This window comes from Micromonospora sp. NPDC005220, from assembly GCF_040607895.1.
GTDB lineage: Bacteria > Actinomycetota > Actinomycetes > Mycobacteriales > Micromonosporaceae > Micromonospora.
This window is the reverse complement of sequence record NZ_JBEXHP010000062.1, coordinates 1-16,247: the sequence shown is the minus strand read 5'-3', so window position 1 is coordinate 16,247 and position 16,247 is coordinate 1. Positions and strand designations below refer to the sequence as shown.

Below are 16,247 nucleotides of genomic sequence, written 5' to 3'. Positions count from 1 at the left end.
CGAACCTATGCCGTGCCGGCCAACTCCGGCTCGGCGACCGGCGCCGCCGGGGCGACGCTGTGGTCCTCCTTGCCCGGCATCCAGCGCAGCACCACGATGATCCCGAGCGCGGCGATCACCGCGGATAGCCCGGCCGCCCAGTGCATGGCGGTGACGAAGGCGTCGTTGGCCGCCGAGATCAGCCCCGGCGCCGCCGGGCCGAGCTGGCCGGCCGCCGCGTACGCCCCGGAGATCGACTCGTTGGCCGCGTCCCGGGCCTGCGTGGGCAGACCGGTCAGCGCGTCACCGATGTCGCTGCGATAGACCGCGGAGAGCACCGAGCCGAGGACTGCCACGCCGAGCGCGCCGGCCACCTGGCGGATGGTGTTGCTGACCGCGGAGCCCACCCCGGCCTTCTCCCGGGGCAACGCCGACATGATCGACTCGGTGGCCGGCGGCATGATGTTGGCCATCCCGGCGCCCTGGATGAAGAAGACGAGCAGCACGATCCAGATCGGGGTGGAGGCGCCGATGAAGACGAACGCGCCGAGCGACACCACGGTCAGCGCCAACCCGACGGTGGCGACGGCCTTACCGCCGTAGCGGCGGACCATCGCGGCGCTGCGCGGCGCGAAGACCAGCTGGGCGCCGGCGAAGGGCAGGAAGAGCAGACCGGTCTGCAACGGGCTGTAGTCGCGCACGAGTTGCAGGTAGAACGAGCCGAAGAACATCGAGCCCATCGCGGCGAAGAAGACCAGGCCGACGATGGCGACCGGCGCGGCGAACCGGGGCACCTTGAACAGTCGGACGTCCAGCGACGGGTGGTCGCTGCGCCGCTCGTGCTGGACGAACCAGGCCAGCACCGCGAGGCCGACCAGGATCGAGCCCCAGGCCGTCGGGCGGTCGAAGCCGTGCTCGCCGCCGTCGATGATGCCGTAGGAGAGGGCGACCAGGCCGACCACGGAGAGCAGGACGCCGAGCACGTCGACCCGGCCGGGCCGCGGGTCGCGCGACTCGGGGACCAGCAGCGCCACCAGAACCACGCCGGCGGCGACCACCGGCACGTTGATCAGGAAGACCGAGCCCCACCAGAAGTGCTCCAGCAGCGCGCCGCCGAGGATCGGGCCGATCGCCACGGCGAGACCGACCGCGCCGGCCCAGACACCGATGGCCCGACCGCGCTCGCGCGGGTCGAAGACGTTGGAGATGATCGACAGCGTCACCGGCATGATGGCCGCGCCGCCGACCCCCATCAGGGCGCGGGCCGCGATGAGCTGTCCGGGGCTCTGGGCGTACGCGGAGAGCAGCGACGCCAGGCCGAACAGCACCAGACCGATCATCAGGAAGCGCTTGCGGCCGGCGCGGTCGCCGAGCACCCCGAAGGTGAACAGCAGCCCGGCGAAGACGAGCGTGTAGGAGTTGATGGACCACTCCAGCTCGCCCTGGCTGGCGCCGAGGCCGTGCACCGGGTCGGCCAGGGTGCGCAGGGCGACGTTGAGGATCGTGTTGTCGAGGACGACCACGAGGAGGCTGATCACCAGCACCCCCAGGATCGCCCACCGCCTCGGGTGTCCCGTGTTGTTGTGCAGCTCCATGCCTGGTTTTCCCCCCACGTTTCACCCGCGACGAAATACGATACGGGTCAGACTCGTAACGCGGGTCAGCCTACGGCGGGTATTAACGATACGGCACCGATCCGTATCGTATGTGGTGGGCATCACGCCCGGGCCCGACCGCCAGGCAGGCGTCGACAGCCTCCGTCAACGTGTCGAGACGGACCGCCGGACGGCCGAGCGGCTCGATCCAGCCCGGCCCCGCGCCGTACACCCGAAGGAGCGGAAAGTCCCGGGCGAAGCGCACCAGGCGGTGGGCGCGGCCGGTGAGCGGCGTCTGCGACCAGAGCACGACGGTGCGCGGGCGGGCCCGGTGCACGGCGCTGGTGAGGGCGGGCCAGGGCAGCGCGGGGCCGAGGTTCAGACAGCCACGGCCCTGCTCGCGCAGCGCGGCGGCGAGCGCGAGCAGACCCAGGCTGTGCGCCTCCTTGTCGGCGCCGGCCAGCAGCACCCCGCCGGTGGGCAGCGACCGGCCCGGCTCCCGGCGGTACGCGTCCAACCCGACCCGCACGCCCTCGAAGAGGGCGTGCTCGATGACGATCTCGGCGGCGGTACGCCCCGACAAGCGGGCCAGCAGCGGACGACAGACCTGCTCCCAGAGCGCCGGCACGCCCCACGCCTCGACCAACTCCAGCAGCACCGAGGCCACACCGTTGGCGTCCAGGTCCTCCGCCGCCAGCGAAACCTGCTTGTGCGCGATCTCCACGGCCTCCGCCGGCATCGGATCGGTCAGCACCAGACGTACCCCCGGGTAGACGTTCTCTACCCGGGGGTTCGCTCAAAGGGCGGGTGGCGGATGCGCCGTCGCGGAATTTTCAGCGACGACGGGCCGCCAGCCGGTGCGCCAGCGCGGCGACGCTGCCCCAGATGCCGCGCCGGAACAGCACCACGACGAGGACGAAGATGCTCCCGGTCACCAGGCCGATCGCCTCGAACCCGGAGAACGACAACCAGTCCTCGAGCCGGACCACGAGGGCGGCGCCGAGCACCCCGCCCCAGAGGGTGCCGATTCCGCCGAGCACCACCACGATGACCGCCTTGCCGGAGGTGGTCCAGTGCAGCACGTCCAGCGAGACGAACCGGTGGCCGACAGCGAACAACCCGCCACCGAGGCCGGCGATGAACCCGGAGAGCACGAACGCGGTGAGTTTGTAGCGGTGCACCGGGTAGCCCAGCGCCCGCGCTCGGGCCGGGTTGTCCCGGATGCCGACCAGCACCCGACCGAACGGTGAGTGCACGATCCGCCAGGCCGCGGCGAGCCCGAGCAGCACGATCGGCAGGATCGCGTAGTAGAAGAAGTAGTCGTCGGTGAGGTCGACGCCGAACAGGTCGCGGGGCACCCCCTGGAGGCCGTTCTCGCCCTGGGTCACCGAGCGCCACTCGTTGGCCACGTAGTAGACCATTTGCGCGAAGGCCAGGGTCACCATGGCGAAGTAGATGCCGGTCCGCTTGACCGCCAGGTACCCGATCGGCACGGCGAGCACCGCCGCGGCGAGCGCCCCGGCCAGCACCGCGAGGGGAAACGGCAGGCCGGCGTGGATGGCCACCAGCCCGGTGACGTACGCGGAGGTGCCCCAGAACGCGGCGTGACCGAAGGACATCAGCCCGGTGAAGCCGAGCAGCAGGTCCACCGCCACGGCGAACAGCGCCCAGCAGAGGATGTCCACCGCGACCGCCGGGTAGAGGCCGTTGGGCAGCCACGCCGCGACGGCCAGACCGACGGCGAGCAGCGCGTACCGCACCCAGCCGGGGGCCCGGGCCACGGCGATCAGCCCGGACGGCGGCGTCGAGCGGGACGCGTCGGTGGGAGTGTCCACGGTGTTGGTCATGCGGGGGCCTCCTCCCGACCGAACAGGCCGGCCGGTCGCCAGAGCAGCACACCGGCCATCACCACGAAGACGATGGTCTGCGAGACGAGCGGGAAGTTCGACAGGTACGCCTCGCCCCACGCCTGCACCAGGCCGATGCCGAAGCCGGCGGCGACCGACCCGAAGATCGAGCCCAGCCCGCCGATCACCACCACCGCGAACACCACGATGATCAGGTCGGCGCCCATCAACGGGTTGACCGCGCGCATCGGCGCGGCCAGCACACCGGCGAGGCCGGCCAGCCCGATTCCGAAGCCGAAGACCGGCGTCACCCAGCGTCCGACGTCGATGCCGAACGCGCGGGTCAGGTCCGGCCGCTCGGTGGACGCCCGGACCACCATGCCGATCCGGGTCCGGGTCAGCACCCACCACACCGCGACGCAGAGCAGCACCGCGAAGCCGAGGATGAACACCCGGTACGTCGGGAAGTCGAACAGCCCGAAGTCGACCGACCCGCTCAACAGCGACGGCGTCTGGTACGGGCTGGACTGCACGCCGTAGCGCAGTTTCACCAGGTCCTGAAGGATCAGCGTCAGACCGAAGGTGAGCAGGAAGTTGTAGAGCGGGTCCAGTGTGGTCAGCCGGTGGATCACCGCGCGTTCCAGCGCCATGCCGAGCAGCCCCAGCCCCACCGGCATGATCACCAGGGCCGCCCAGAACGGCACGCCCGCCTCGGTGAGCAGCACGTACGCCCCGAACGCGCCGAGCATGTAGAACGCGCCGTGCGCGAAGTTGACCACCCGCAGCATGCCGAAGATGACCGCCAGCCCGAGGGCGAGCAGGGCGTAGAACGCCCCACTCACCAACCCGTTGAAGGTGTTCTGCGCGAATCCACTCATAGTTTGCAGTCCGCCGAGGGCGCGCGGAACGCCTCCGCGGCCGGGATCGTCTTGAGCACCTTCACGTAGTCCCACGGCTCGGTGACCTCGGACTGCGGCTTCACCTGGGCCAGGTACGCGTCGTGCACCACCCGGTGGTCCTCGGCGCGGATCTTCCCGTTGCGCAGGAAGACGTCCTCGACCGTCTTGCCCTCCAGGCCCTTGACGACGGCGTCCGCGTCGTCGGTGCCGGCCGCCTGCACCGCCTCCAGGTACTGCAACGCGGCGGAGTAGTTGGCCGCGTGCGCGAAGGTCGGCCGGGTACCGGCCTTCTGCTGGAAGCGGTCGGCGAACTCCCGGTTCTTGGCGTCGAAGTTCCAGTACCAGGCGTCGGTGTACGTGGTGCCGGCCAGCGCGGCCGGGGTGAGCGAGTGGATGTCGGTGAGGAACATCAGCCCCACCGCCAGGCCGACGCCCTTGTCCCGCAGCTTGAACTCGTTGTACTGCTTCACCACGTTGACCAGCTCCGCGCCGGCCTGCATGGTGCCCAGCACGTCCGGCTTCGGGTTCAGGTTCGGCGCCTTGAGCAGGAAGGTGGAGAAGTCACCGCTGGTGTTCGGGAACGGCGCCCCGTCCTTGCCGACGACAGTGCCGCCGGCCGCCGTGATCGCGGTGGAGAAGCTCTTCTCCATGTCCTGACCGAAGGCGTAGTTCGGGTACAGGATGTACCAGTTCTTGCCGATCTGCTCGGTGGTGGTCTTCCCGGTGCCGTTGGCCAGCATGTACGTGTCGTACGCGTAGTGGAAGGTGTACCTGTTGCAGCTCTTGCCGGTCAGGTCGGTGGTCGCCGCGCCGATGTTGAAGTAGAGCTTCTTCTTCTCCTTGGCCACGTCGGCGACCTTCAGCGCGGCCGACGAGGTGGGCACGTCCAGGATCAGGTCGACGCCCTTGCGGTCGTACATCTCCTGGGCCTTGGAGTTCGCCACGTCCGGCTTGTTCTGGTGGTCGGCGGTCTCCACGGTGATGTCTGTGGTCACCGCCTTGTCGCCGTACTTGGCCTTGAAGTCGGCGATGGCCATCTCCACCGCCGTCACCGAGTTCTTTCCGGACAACTCCGAGTACGCCCCGGACTGGTCGTTGAGCACGCCCAGCACGATCTTGCCGCCGGTCAACTTCTGGTCGCCACTCGACTGAGGGCCACCGCCGCCGCATCCGGCGACCAGCACCACCACGGCCGACGCCGCGGCCACACCCATCGTCCTGCGCATGCCCACTCCATCCATCCCGTGCCTCGTCGCGCGGGTCGTCGTTGAGAAAATTCAGATCCCGAGGTACGCGAGCAGTTCGCGTTCGCGTGACCGCACCTCGGAGTTGTCCATCGCCTCGGCGACCCGGCCCTCGGCGAGCAGGTAGTGCCGGTCGGCGACACCGGTGGCGAAGTGCAGGTTCTGTTCGACAAGCAGCACTGTCACCCCGTGCCGCTTGGCCTCGCGCAGCAGGTCGCCGACCTGCTGCACCAGCAGTGGCGACAGCCCCTCGGTGGGCTCGTCGCAGAGCAGCAGCCGGGCGCCCATCCGCAGCACCCGGGCCAGCGCGAGCATCTGCTGCTCGCCGCCGGAGAGCATGGTGGCCGCGGAGTCGCGCCGGGTGTGCAGGGCCGGGAACGCCTCGTACACCCGCTCCAGCGACCACGGGTCGGGGCCGACCGTGGGCGGCAGCGTGAGGTTCTCGGTGACGGTCAACGTGGCGTAGCTGCCCCGGTCGTCGGGCACCCAGCCCAGCCCCAGGCGGGCCCGCTTGTGCGCCGGCAGCCCGCTGATGTCCCGCCCGTCCAGCTCCACAGTGCCGCGCTGACCGGGGTGCAGCCCCATCACGCAGCGCAGCAGTGTGGACTTGCCGGCACCGTTGCGGCCGACCAGGGTGACCACCTCGCCGGCGCGGACCTCCAGGCTGACGTCGCGCAGCACCTGCGCCTCGCCGTAGCCGGCGGACAGGTTCTCAATGCGCAGCATCGGCGGCTCCCAGGTAGGCGGTGATGACGCGCTCGTCGGCGCGGACCTGCTCGTACCGGCCCTCGACGAGGACCTTGCCGGCCTGGAGCACGGTGACGGTGTCGGCGAGACGGCCGACCACGCTCATGTTGTGCTCGACCATCACCACGGTCCGGCCCTGGCGGACCCGACCGATCAGCTCGACGGTGCGATCGACGTCCTCCAGGCCCATACCGGCGGTCGGTTCGTCGAGCAACAGCACCTTCGGGTCCAGCGCCAGGGCGATGGCCAGTTCCAGGGCGCGTTTGCGGCCGTACGCCAGGGCCGCCGAGGGGGCGTCCGCCAACTCGGCCAGCCCCACCATGGCGAGCAGTTCGTCGGCCCGTTCGGTGTAGCGGCCCATCAGCTTCGCCGACCGCCAGAACCGCCAGCCCAACCCGCTGGACGATTGCAACGCCAACGCGACGTGCTCGCGGGCGGACAGCTGGGGAAAGAGGCTGGTGATCTGGAACGAACGGGCCACGCCGAGCCGTGCCACCCGCTCCGGGGGCAACCCGGTGACGTCCCGCCCGGCCAGCTCGATGCGTCCGCCACTCGGCCGCAGGAAACCGGTGAGCAGGTTGAACAGGGTGGTCTTGCCCGCGCCGTTGGGGCCGACCAGCGCGTGCACGCTGTCCGGGGCCACGTCGAGGTCGACGTCGTCGACCGCCCGGAAGCCCCGGAAGTCCCGGGTCAGCCCACGGGCCGACAGGAGCGCTTGCCCGGCCATCCTCATCCTCCGCACGTCGCGGCGACGGTCGGTTCCGTGACCGTGGTCACAGGCCCGTCGCGTGGACGAAACCTACGGCGGGCCGGCGGAGTCGAACCATGTCGATGCACTCCATATTCGACCGGCGGTTGACGTGCGCGAACTCCACTCCCCCGCGCCACCGGCTTGACCGGACCACCTACGTTGATGATCCACACAGCCCAACGGAAGGTCCCCACCCCATGCCCGTCGGCTTCACCATGGCGATCGTCCTCGCCGTCGCCCTGGTCGTCAGCGCCGTCGCTGCGCTCGTCGCCCCCGCCCGCTCGCTGAAGCGGATGGCCGCCCTCGCCGCGCTCGGCTTCCTCGCCCTCACCCTGGTGGTCGGCATCGCCTCCAGCGCCCACTCGGTGCCCATCCGCTCGGTCGGCATCGTCACCAGCTTCGGCAAGCCCACCGGCGAGGTGACCGGCTCCGGACTGAAGTGGGTGGCGCCCTGGCAGAAGGTCGGCGAGTGGGACGCGGGCCGACAGAAGTACGACCACATCGGTGGCGACAACTGCGTACGCGTGCGCACCGGCACCCTCGCCGACGCCTGCGTCGAGGTGCTCGTCGAGTGGCAGGTCAAGCCGGAGAACGCGCCGAAGCAGTTCATGGACTACAAGGGCGACTTCGTCAGCTTCCGGGGGCAGCGGGTGGGCGTGCAGCTGGACAGCGCGGTCAACGACGCCTTCGCCGCGTACAACCCGCTGGAGAAGATCGACGCCCAGACCGGTGACCTCAACGTCGACCTGAAGCCGTTCGCCGCGAACATCAAGACCAGCGCGGAGACCCGCCTCGCCACCGACGTGGACATCCTCTCGGTGACCATCACCCGGGTGAACCACGACGACAAGACCGAGGGCAACATCAAGGCGTTCCAGGACAAGCTGGCGCAGACCCGCAACCTGGAGCAGGACCGCAAGAACGCCGAGATCTCCAAGCAGATCACCGAGACCAACGCAACTGTCGACAAGGTGACCCGCTGTCTGGAGATCGCGGAGAAGAACGGCGCCAACCCGGGGCTCTGCATCAACCCGGGCATCGTCACCGGCAAGTGACCGCAAGCCGGCCCACCCGTGGCGGGTGGGCCGGCGCTGTGCCACTGGATGCTCGACTCAGGAGGACGGCTGGTCCGCCCTGACGTGCCGCAGCGAGTACGCGGCGGCGGTGAAGGCGCCGCCCTGTGGTGCGGCCGGGTCGACCGGGTCGCGCGAACCGGGCACCCGGTCGGCGAAAACCTCCGCGTCGTCCACCGGCAGATAACCGAGCTGCGCCCCGGCCGTGGTGTCCCAGAACGCCCGGGTGTTGGCGGACACGGCGTAGGCGGTCACGAAGTGCACGTCGGAAGCGGTGAGAGCCGCGCGAACGAAACCGATGCCGTCGCGGGGGCTCAACCAGGTCGCCAGATAGCGGGCCTCGTCCGGCTCGTCCTCGAAGCTGCCGATGCGCAGGCACACCACTGACAGGCCGAACTTGTCGGCGTACAGGCGCCCGAGCGCTTCGACAGCTACCTTGCTCACCCCGTAGAAACCGTCCGGTCGGACCGGCTCGTCCGGCCCGACCACCTGACCGACCGGGTAGAAGCCGGTGACACGGTTGCTGCTGGCGAGGACAACCCGCCCCACCCGCTGCCGACGGGCAGCCTCCAGCACGTGGTAGGTGCCCAGCACGTTGCTCTCCAGCAGGTCGGCCAGGGGCGCCTCGTCCGGCAGCCCGGCCAGGTGTACCACCGCGTCCGCTCCCTTGAGCGCGGCGGTCACCGCGTCGGCGTCCGCCAGATCCAATTGAATCGCTCGCTCTGTCGGCGACTGCGGGTGCGTGGGCACCCGATCGACCAGGACGAGGCGGCGAACCTCGTCGCGCAGGTGGCGGCAGACTGCCGAACCGATGCGACCCGCGGCACCCGTGACAACGACCGTGCCCAGACGTGAACCCATGACGCCATCCTTCCGGCCCGGACCGACCAGCACGAGCGCTCCCCGGTCCGGGTCGGACGACCCGTGGACCGAGGAGCGCGGCGCCTAGGCGAAGCTGAACAGCGGCGGGAACACGAGGACCACGATCCAGGCCCACGCGGCGTACACCGGCAGGTAGCCGGTCTGCCACCGTTCGAGCGTCGCGAACGGCGTGCGCCGACGGATGAAGCTCAGCAGGAGCCACGCCGACCACGCGAGGTTGACCAGGAGGATCACGTTCTCGCCGAGCGCGGCCGCCCGGTTGGGTGTACCGCCGTACTCGTCGGTGATGCGCCCGGTGATCTCCAGCAGCACCAGCACGTCGATGGCCAACGCACTGACCACGAGCGCGAGTTGGAGTTTGTCGAACGGGCCGGGCGGGGCCAGCGGGTCGCGGGCCGAGAGTGAGTAGAGCAGCAGCCCCAGCACCACGACCAGCAGGAGGTCGAAGAGCAGCAACGCCTCACGCTCGACGTCGATGCCGTGGCTGGTCCAGACGACAGCGACGAGGAATGCGAGCAGTGCGGCCGTGAAGAGCGGGGTGAACAGCCGGGTGAGGACCGGCGCGATGTTCTCGACGACACTCTGCTTGGCCTCGACGAGCCACCCGGCCACGACGATCGCGGCCGCGGCGCCGCAGGGCAGAAGCCACTGCGAGATGAACTCCTCCGGGACGATGCCGATGGCCGCGAAGGTGTTGAACAGGAACGCGGCGAGCACGCCGCCGCCGAGGGCCATCAGCACCAGGTAGATGAACCACTCGCCGGTGAACCGGATGAAGTCCATGCGTCGACGCGACGAGCGCCAGTCGTCGGCGACGTAGGCCAGGCCGACCACCAACCACAGGGCGATGGGAAGGTGGATGCTGGTGACGACCACGGACTGCGAGTCGTCCGCCAAGGGGTAGGCGTTGGCCGCCACCGCGCCGAGGACGAAGAGCACCGCGAGGGCCGCGATCACCGACCGTCGGGCTCCCCGACGCCAGGCCAGGTACGCCGCCAGCCAGGGCAGCGCGAACACTGTGAAGTTCCGCGCGTAGAACGAGCCATCGTCGGCGAAGCTCAGCCCGAACAACGCCGGCACCTTGACGGACACCAGCGCGCCCGCCGCACAGCCGAGCATGACCCACAGGTCCCGCCGGGAGCGGGTGCCGCCGACCGGGCCGCCGGAGTCGCCGGTCAGCACCAACTGCTTCCACAACCGTTCCGAATGTTCCCGGGCGAACTCGCGGGAGAGTTCGTCGAGGCTGCCCATCCGTTTCACCGCCACCAGGAACGCCTCGTCCGGGCTCAGGCCGGCGGCGACGAGTTCTTCGACGGAGCCGCGAAGGTGGTCTTCCAACTCGTCGGCGTCCACCGCTTGCAGTTCCCTGCGGCGCAGCACGTACTGACGCCACTGCGCGAACTGCGCTTCCAACTCGGCTGGACCGTCGTGGGCGGTCATGCGAGGCCCTCCAACGGCTGCGCCGTCAGCGGCGCGCGGTCCTGCCAGATCTCCTTGAGCGCGCCCACCACGGTGTCCCACTGCCGGCGCTGATCGGCCAGCTCAGCCAGGCCCCGATCGGTGATGCGGTAGTACTTGCGTTTGCGCTCACCGGCGACCGACTGCCAGCTCGACTCCAGGTGGCCGAGGCGCTCAAGCCGGTGCAGCAACGGGTACAGCAGCCCTTCGGTCCAGTCCAGCTCACCCCCGGACAGCTCGTTGATCCGCCGGAGGATGGCGTAGCCGTAGCTCTCGCCCTCGGCCAGGATGCCGAGCACCATCGGTGTCGCCGAGGCGGCGACCAGATCCTTGGCGACCTTCATGAAACCTCCCGCTCGAAAACCTAGAAGTACGATGCATAGTACTGCTAGGTATAGCTGCTGGCGCAACTGGTCGAAGGGCGAGACGCCAACCGAATCGCCGTCGCGAGCAGCTGTGGTGCCGGGATCGGGCTTCGTCCGGGTTAGCCTTGGCGCATATGGCTACCTTTCGCAGCGCCTCAGTGCTCCTTTCCTCAGACGGCACCAGGACCCCCGGCACCGCCGCACTCTTCGCGGAGCCGGCCCGCAGGGGCGGGACTCCGCCCTGGGCAGGCGACTTCCGACCCGCCAACAGCGCCGGCAACGGCCCCAAGAACGCGGTCGGGAAGACCTTCACCTTGGAGCTGCCCGACGGCAGCACCGGCAAGGTCGTGGTCCAGGGCCTCAAGAGCGGCAAGGGCGGCGTCGTGCTGGCGCTGATGGGCGAGGACGCCCCACCCTTCTGATCGGCCGCTCGGCCTCGTTTCCCGGGTGCCCAGGGTTGACCCTTGCCGGGTCCGCCCCGGGCACCTGACCACGCACGCTCCGCTGGCGCGTCGGGCACGGCTTCGGCCCGTTCGCACCGGGCCTGGGAGGTCGACGTGCTGAAATCCCGGCGGTGCCGAGCGTCAGCCCAGGGTGACCACCCAGCGGGCGCCCTCGCCCCGGGCCAGCCGGTCGAACGCGGCCGGCGCCTCGTCCAGCGAGACCGTGCCGCTGACCAGCAGGCGCAGGTCGAGTGCGCCGTCGGCCAGCTCGGCGGCGAGCACCGGCACCTCCCGGTCCGGGTCGGACGAGCCGTACACCGAGGAGCGCAGCGTGCGCGCGGAGTGGAAGATGTCCAGCGCGCCGAGACTGACCATGTCGTCCTTCGCGCCCATGCCGACCACTGTCACCGCTCCCCCACGCCGGGTGAGCCGCCAGGCGGCGCGGATGGTGGCGGCCCGACCGACGCACTCGAAGGCGTGGTCGACGCCGCGGCTCTCGGTGCGCGCCCGTACCTCCTTGGAGAGCCGGTCGTCGGAGAGCAGGAAGTCGGTCGCCCCGGCGGCGAGCGCCAGGTCCCGCTTCGCCTCCGCGACGTCGATGGCCAGGATCGTCGTGGCACCGGCCCGGCGGGCCGCGCTGAGCACGGCGAGCCCGACCCCACCGAGCCCGACGACCGCCACCGACTCGCCAGGCGCCACCCGGGCGGTGTTCCGGACCGCGCCGACGCCGGTGAGCACCGCGCAGCCGAGCAGCGCCGCCTGCTCGGGCGGCAGCCCGGCCGGGATCGGAATGACGGCACGCTCGGGCACCACCACCGCCTCGGCGAGCGCGCCGAGACCGAGGGTCAGGTGCAGCGGTACGCCGTCGTCGGTCTCGCCGCGCGGCACGGTCGGGGCCGTGGTGGCGGCACAGAGCCACGGCTCACCCCGCCGGCACCACCAGCAGGCCCGGCAGGCCGGTGCCCAGTTGAGCACCACCGGGGTGCCGACGGCCAGGGCCACGCCCGGCCCGGTCTCGGCCACCACTCCGGTCGCCTCGTGCCCGAGCACCAGCGGGAACCTCGCGGCCAGGGTGCCGTTGACCATGGACAGATCGGAGTGGCAGACCCCGGCCGCCCTGATCGTCACCCGCACCTCGCCGGGGCCGGGCGCGGGCAGGCGTACCCGCTCGACCCGCAGCTCGGCGCCGGACCCGCGGGCGACCAGCGCGCGGACGGTGACCGGCGCGGACGCCGGCGCGGTGCCGCCACCCGGCGCGGCCGGAGACAGCTCGGGGCGGCCCGCAGGCGCGGCCGGAGACAGCTCGGGGCGGCCCGCAGGCGCGGCCGGGGACAGCTCGGGGTCGGTCATCGCTGGATCGCCTTCAGCTCGCAGAACTCGGCCAGCCCGTGCACGCCCAGCTCCCGGCCCAGGCCGGACTGCTTGTAGCCACCGAACGGGGCGAGCGGGTTGAACGGGGCGCCGTTGATGTCGACAGCGCCGGTGCGCAGCCGCCGGGCCACCGCCAGCGCCTCGTCGGTGTTGGCGGACCAGACCGCGCCGGCCAGCCCGTACGTCGAGTTGTTGGCGATGGCGACCGCCTCGTCGGTGTCGGTGAAGGGGATGACGGCGAGCACCGGGCCGAAGACCTCCTGCTGGGCGAGCGCGCTGTCGGGGTGCACGTCGGCGAAGACGGTCGGGGCGACGAAGTGCCCCCGGGCCGGCACCGGGGCGTCGGGGCCGCCGGCGACGAGGCGTGCGCCGTCGGCGAGGGCCCGGTCGATGTGGCCGCGTACCCGTTCGACCTGGGCGGCGGAGACCAGCGGGCCGAGCCGGGTCGCCGGGTCGAACGGATCGCCGAGTCGGTAGCCGGCCACCGCCGTGGCGATCAGCTGGAGGGCTTCGTCGTACCGGTCGCGGTGCACCAGCATCCTGGTCCACGCGGTGCAGGTCTGCCCCGAGTTGAGCAGGGCGTTGCCGACGCCCACCTTGACGGCCGTGGCCAGGTCGGCGTCGGGGAGGATCACATTGGCGGACTTGCCGCCCAGTTCCAGCGCGACCCGGGCGATCCGGTCGGCGGCGAGCCGCATGATCCGCGCGCCGGTGGCGGTGGAGCCGGTGAACGAGACCAGGTCGACGTCGGGGTGCCCGGCGAGCGCCTCGCCGACCACCGGCCCGGTGCCGGGGACCAGGTTGAGCACGCCCGGCGGGAAACCGGCCTCGGTGACCGCGTCGAAGAGCAGGTACGCGGTCAACGGGGTCAGCTCGCTGGGCTTGAGCACCACCGTGCAGCCGGCGGCCAGCGCGGGTGCGAGCTTCGCCATCACCTGGTGCAGCGGATAGTTCCACGGGGTGATCGCGCCGACCACGCCGATCGGCTCGCGGACGACGAGGGAGTTGCCGATGCTCTCCTCGACCGGCGCGCGGGCGGCGAGCGCGACGTGGTCGCGCAGCACTGTCAACGGGAGGCCGACCTGCACTCGGGTGGCCAGCTTGAGCGGCGCGCCCAGCTCCACGGCGATGGTGCGGGCGAGGTCGTCGGCGCGGGCGGTGAGCTCCGTGTGCAGCCGGTCGAGGTGAGCGGAGCGCTCGGCGGGAGCGGCGGCCGACCAGCCGGGAAACGCGGCCCGGGCCGCGGCCACGGCGCGATCCACGTCGGCCGGGGTGCCGGCCGGCACCTGGCCGATCAGCTCCCCGGTGCTCGGGTTCTCCACGTCGATCAGGTCGGAGTCGGCGGGAGGCGTCCACTTCCCGCCGACGTGCAGGTGGCGCCGGAGGCGCAGGGAGTCGGGCAACTGCGACGGCGGGGCGGCGAGGTCCATGTCGTCCCTTCGAGGGTGGGCGATGGCGACGGGATCGCGACGGGCGATGAAACTAGCGCTGGGAGTTTGGACGCTACCCGTTGGGCCGGACGGACTCCACCGGGTCGACGGTGCGGGTGTACTCGGCGGCCAGACCGTGCAGCAGGGCGTCCAGCCCGAGGGCGAAGGCACCCTCGTCCACGCTCTGCTGGTGTTCGGCGAGTCGGTGCGCCTGGCGCAGGTGCGGGTAGTGCGCGGCGTACAGCTCCGGGTCCTCGACGAAACCACGGGCGAACGAGCCGAGCGCCGACCCGGCCACGAAGTAGCGCAGCGCCGCGCCGATGTGGGTGGCGCGGGCCGGCGGCCAGCCGGCCCGGACCAGGCCGCCGTAGACCGCGTCGGCCATCGCGAGGGCGGCCGGTCGACGACCCGGACCCTGCGCCAGGTACGGCACAATGTTCGGGTGCGCGGTGAGGGCCCGCCGGTACGACCATGCCCAGTCCCGCAGCGCGGCAGCCCAGTCCCGGCTGGCGAAGCCACCGGTGTCGACGGCGCCGGTGACCGTGTCCGCGACCGCGTCGAGGATCTCGTCCTTGGTGGCGAAGTGGTTGTAGAGCGACGGGCCCTGCACGCCGAGCGCGGCGGCGAGTCGGCGGGTGGAGAGCGCGTCGAGCCCGTCGGCGTCGATCAGCGCGAGCGCCGTCTCGACGATCCGGTCGCGGGTGAGCAGAGGCCGTCGAGGTCGGGGCACGTCGAAGCTCCTCGGTCTGCGGTGTCCCTGCCCGTGGGAACCACCTGTTCACGCACCCTATCCGGGACCGCCAGCGGGCAGGCGTCAGCGCGTCGGCGGAGATGGGGTCTGGACGAATGAAAACTTACACCGCTAGTTTATGGATGACCGCTGCGGCCCGCAGCGGCGCACCGCCACGCCGACCGAGGGGGAACCGTGGACTTCGCACTGTCCGACGAGGAACGCGCCGTCCGAGACACCGTGCGCGCGTTCATCACCCGCGAGGTGATGCCCCTGGAGGCGGAGGTGCTCCGCCGGGAACGCGCGCACCAGCCGGGCCTCGACCACTCCGAGGTGCGCGAACTGCAACTCAAGGCGCGCAAGTTCGGCTTCTGGGGCCTGGCCACCCCGGAAGAGTACGGCGGGATGAACCTGCCGGCCGTCCTCCAGTCGTTGATCTGGACCGAGCTGGGCCGCACGTTCGTGCCGTTCCGCTTCGGCGGCGAGGCGGACAACATCCTGTTCCACGCCACCGAGGAGCAGAAGCGGGAGTTCCTCATCCCGACCATCGAGGGCGAGCGACGCTCCTGCTTCGCGATCACCGAACCGGGCGCCGGATCGGACGCGGCCAACATCCGACTGTCCGCCCGCCGCGACGGCGACGACTGGATCCTCGACGGCGAGAAGACCTTCATCACCGGCGGCCACGACGCCGACTTCGCCATCGTGGTCGCGGTGACCGACCGGGAGAAGGGAGCCCGCAACGGCGGCGCCACCGCGTTCCTGGTGGACCGGTCGATGGGCTGGCGCTCGGAGTTCATCCAGACGATGGGCGAGGGCGGGCCCGCGTCGCTCATCTTCGACGGCGTACGCGTGCCGCACCGCAACATCCTCGGCGAGATCGGGCAGGGCTTCACGCTCGGCATGGAGTGGATCGGCAAGGGGCGGTACACCATCCCCTCGCACGCCATCGGCATCGCCGAGCGGGTGTTGCAGATGGCCATCGACCACGCCAACACCCGGGAGACCTTCGGCGCCAAGATCGGCACCAACCAGGCCATCCAGTGGATGATCGCCGACTCGGAGACCGAGCTGGAGGCGGCCCGCTGGCTGGTGCTGCGCTCGGCGTGGACGGTCGACCAGGGCCTGGACCCCCGGCACGCCTCGTCGATGGGCAAGCTCTACGGCGCCGGCATGGTCAACCGGGTGGTCGACCGGGTGCTCCAGATCCACGGCGGCATGGGCTACACCCGGGAGCTGCCGATCGAACGCTGGTACCGGCAGGTCCGGCTCTACCGGATCTTCGAGGGCACCGACGAGATGCAGCGGCTGATCATCTCGCGGGACCTGCTGCGCGGCTACACGAAGATCGGCGGCCACCTGGCCTGAGCCAGACGACGAACGCCTTCGGGTGCAGGTCCTCCAGCTGGATGTCGGTGCCCAGCTCGCGGCTC

Annotated in this window: 16 protein-coding genes; 3 read left to right on the top strand and 13 right to left on the bottom strand. The window is 71.0% G+C overall.

Going from position 1 to position 16,247, the window contains the following annotated elements:
- Positions 1-5: 5 nt before the first annotated feature.
- From ABZU52_RS21445 to ABZU52_RS21415, 7 genes are all read right to left on the bottom strand, one after another.
- Positions 6-1,574, bottom strand: a complete 1,569-nt coding sequence (locus tag ABZU52_RS21445; protein WP_354972761.1) for an MFS transporter — start codon at positions 1,572-1,574, stop codon at positions 6-8.
- 82 nt (positions 1,575-1,656) lie between these two features.
- Positions 1,657-2,328, bottom strand: coding sequence for a transcriptional regulator (locus ABZU52_RS21440; RefSeq protein ID WP_354972760.1), 672 nt, complete (start codon positions 2,326-2,328; stop codon positions 1,657-1,659).
- 79 nt (positions 2,329-2,407) lie between these two features.
- A complete protein-coding gene (locus ABZU52_RS21435; RefSeq protein ID WP_354972759.1) occupies positions 2,408-3,421 on the bottom strand; it encodes a branched-chain amino acid ABC transporter permease in 1,014 nt (337 codons plus the stop codon).
- Positions 3,418-4,299, bottom strand: coding sequence for a branched-chain amino acid ABC transporter permease (locus ABZU52_RS21430; RefSeq protein ID WP_354972758.1), 882 nt, complete (start codon positions 4,297-4,299; stop codon positions 3,418-3,420). Before ABZU52_RS21430 ends, ABZU52_RS21435 begins: the two co-directional genes overlap by 4 nt.
- Complete coding sequence (locus tag ABZU52_RS21425) at positions 4,296-5,534, bottom strand: ABC transporter substrate-binding protein (protein WP_354972776.1); 1,239 nt, start codon at positions 5,532-5,534, stop codon at positions 4,296-4,298. Before ABZU52_RS21425 ends, ABZU52_RS21430 begins: the two co-directional genes overlap by 4 nt.
- Positions 5,535-5,597: 63 nt before the next feature.
- A complete protein-coding gene (locus ABZU52_RS21420; protein ID WP_354972757.1) occupies positions 5,598-6,290 on the bottom strand; it encodes an ABC transporter ATP-binding protein in 693 nt (230 codons plus the stop codon).
- The gene (locus tag ABZU52_RS21415; protein WP_354972756.1) at positions 6,277-7,038 is read right to left on the bottom strand and encodes an ABC transporter ATP-binding protein; all 762 of its coding nucleotides are present in this window, start codon (positions 7,036-7,038) and stop codon (positions 6,277-6,279) included. The genes ABZU52_RS21420 and ABZU52_RS21415 overlap by 14 nt, the downstream gene beginning before the upstream one ends.
- Positions 7,039-7,259: 221 nt before the next feature.
- On the opposite strand from ABZU52_RS21415, the gene ABZU52_RS21410 reads away from it, so the two are divergent.
- A complete protein-coding gene (locus ABZU52_RS21410) occupies positions 7,260-8,117 on the top strand; it encodes an SPFH domain-containing protein (protein ID WP_354972755.1) in 858 nt (285 codons plus the stop codon).
- 57 nt (positions 8,118-8,174) lie between these two features.
- Here the strand turns inward: ABZU52_RS21410 and ABZU52_RS21405 are convergent, their stop codons facing one another.
- The 3 genes from ABZU52_RS21405 to ABZU52_RS21395 all read right to left on the bottom strand — a co-directional run bounded on the left by ABZU52_RS21405 (position 8,175) and on the right by ABZU52_RS21395 (position 10,819).
- Entirely contained in the window at positions 8,175-8,996 is an 822-nt protein-coding gene (locus ABZU52_RS21405; protein WP_354972754.1) for an NAD(P)-dependent oxidoreductase, read from the bottom strand.
- A gap of 84 nt (positions 8,997-9,080) precedes the next feature.
- Entirely contained in the window at positions 9,081-10,457 is a 1,377-nt protein-coding gene (locus ABZU52_RS21400; RefSeq protein ID WP_354972753.1) for a permease prefix domain 1-containing protein, read from the bottom strand.
- Complete coding sequence (locus ABZU52_RS21395) at positions 10,454-10,819, bottom strand: PadR family transcriptional regulator (RefSeq protein WP_354972752.1); 366 nt, start codon at positions 10,817-10,819, stop codon at positions 10,454-10,456. The genes ABZU52_RS21400 and ABZU52_RS21395 overlap by 4 nt, the downstream gene beginning before the upstream one ends.
- A gap of 179 nt (positions 10,820-10,998) precedes the next feature.
- On the opposite strand from ABZU52_RS21395, the gene ABZU52_RS21390 reads away from it, so the two are divergent.
- The gene (locus ABZU52_RS21390) at positions 10,999-11,262 is read left to right on the top strand and encodes a hypothetical protein (RefSeq protein ID WP_088999874.1); all 264 of its coding nucleotides are present in this window, start codon (positions 10,999-11,001) and stop codon (positions 11,260-11,262) included.
- A gap of 162 nt (positions 11,263-11,424) precedes the next feature.
- On the opposite strand, the gene ABZU52_RS21385 is transcribed toward ABZU52_RS21390, so the two are convergent.
- The 3 genes from ABZU52_RS21385 to ABZU52_RS21375 form a co-directional block, all read right to left on the bottom strand.
- Positions 11,425-12,633 carry an alcohol dehydrogenase catalytic domain-containing protein gene (locus ABZU52_RS21385; protein WP_354972751.1) on the bottom strand — a complete coding sequence of 403 codons (1,209 nt, stop codon included), beginning with the start codon at positions 12,631-12,633 and terminating at the stop codon, positions 11,425-11,427.
- The gene (locus tag ABZU52_RS21380; RefSeq protein WP_354972750.1) at positions 12,630-14,084 is read right to left on the bottom strand and encodes an aldehyde dehydrogenase family protein; all 1,455 of its coding nucleotides are present in this window, start codon (positions 14,082-14,084) and stop codon (positions 12,630-12,632) included. The genes ABZU52_RS21385 and ABZU52_RS21380 overlap by 4 nt, the downstream gene beginning before the upstream one ends.
- Positions 14,085-14,157: 73 nt before the next feature.
- On the bottom strand, positions 14,158-14,814 hold the full coding sequence (locus ABZU52_RS21375) for a TetR/AcrR family transcriptional regulator C-terminal domain-containing protein (protein WP_354972749.1): 657 nt from the start codon (positions 14,812-14,814) through the stop codon (positions 14,158-14,160).
- Positions 14,815-15,009: 195 nt separating this feature from the next.
- On the opposite strand from ABZU52_RS21375, the gene ABZU52_RS21370 reads away from it, so the two are divergent.
- Positions 15,010-16,182, top strand: a complete 1,173-nt coding sequence (locus tag ABZU52_RS21370) for an acyl-CoA dehydrogenase family protein (RefSeq protein WP_354972748.1) — start codon at positions 15,010-15,012, stop codon at positions 16,180-16,182.
- Positions 16,183-16,247: the final 65 nt, after the last annotated feature.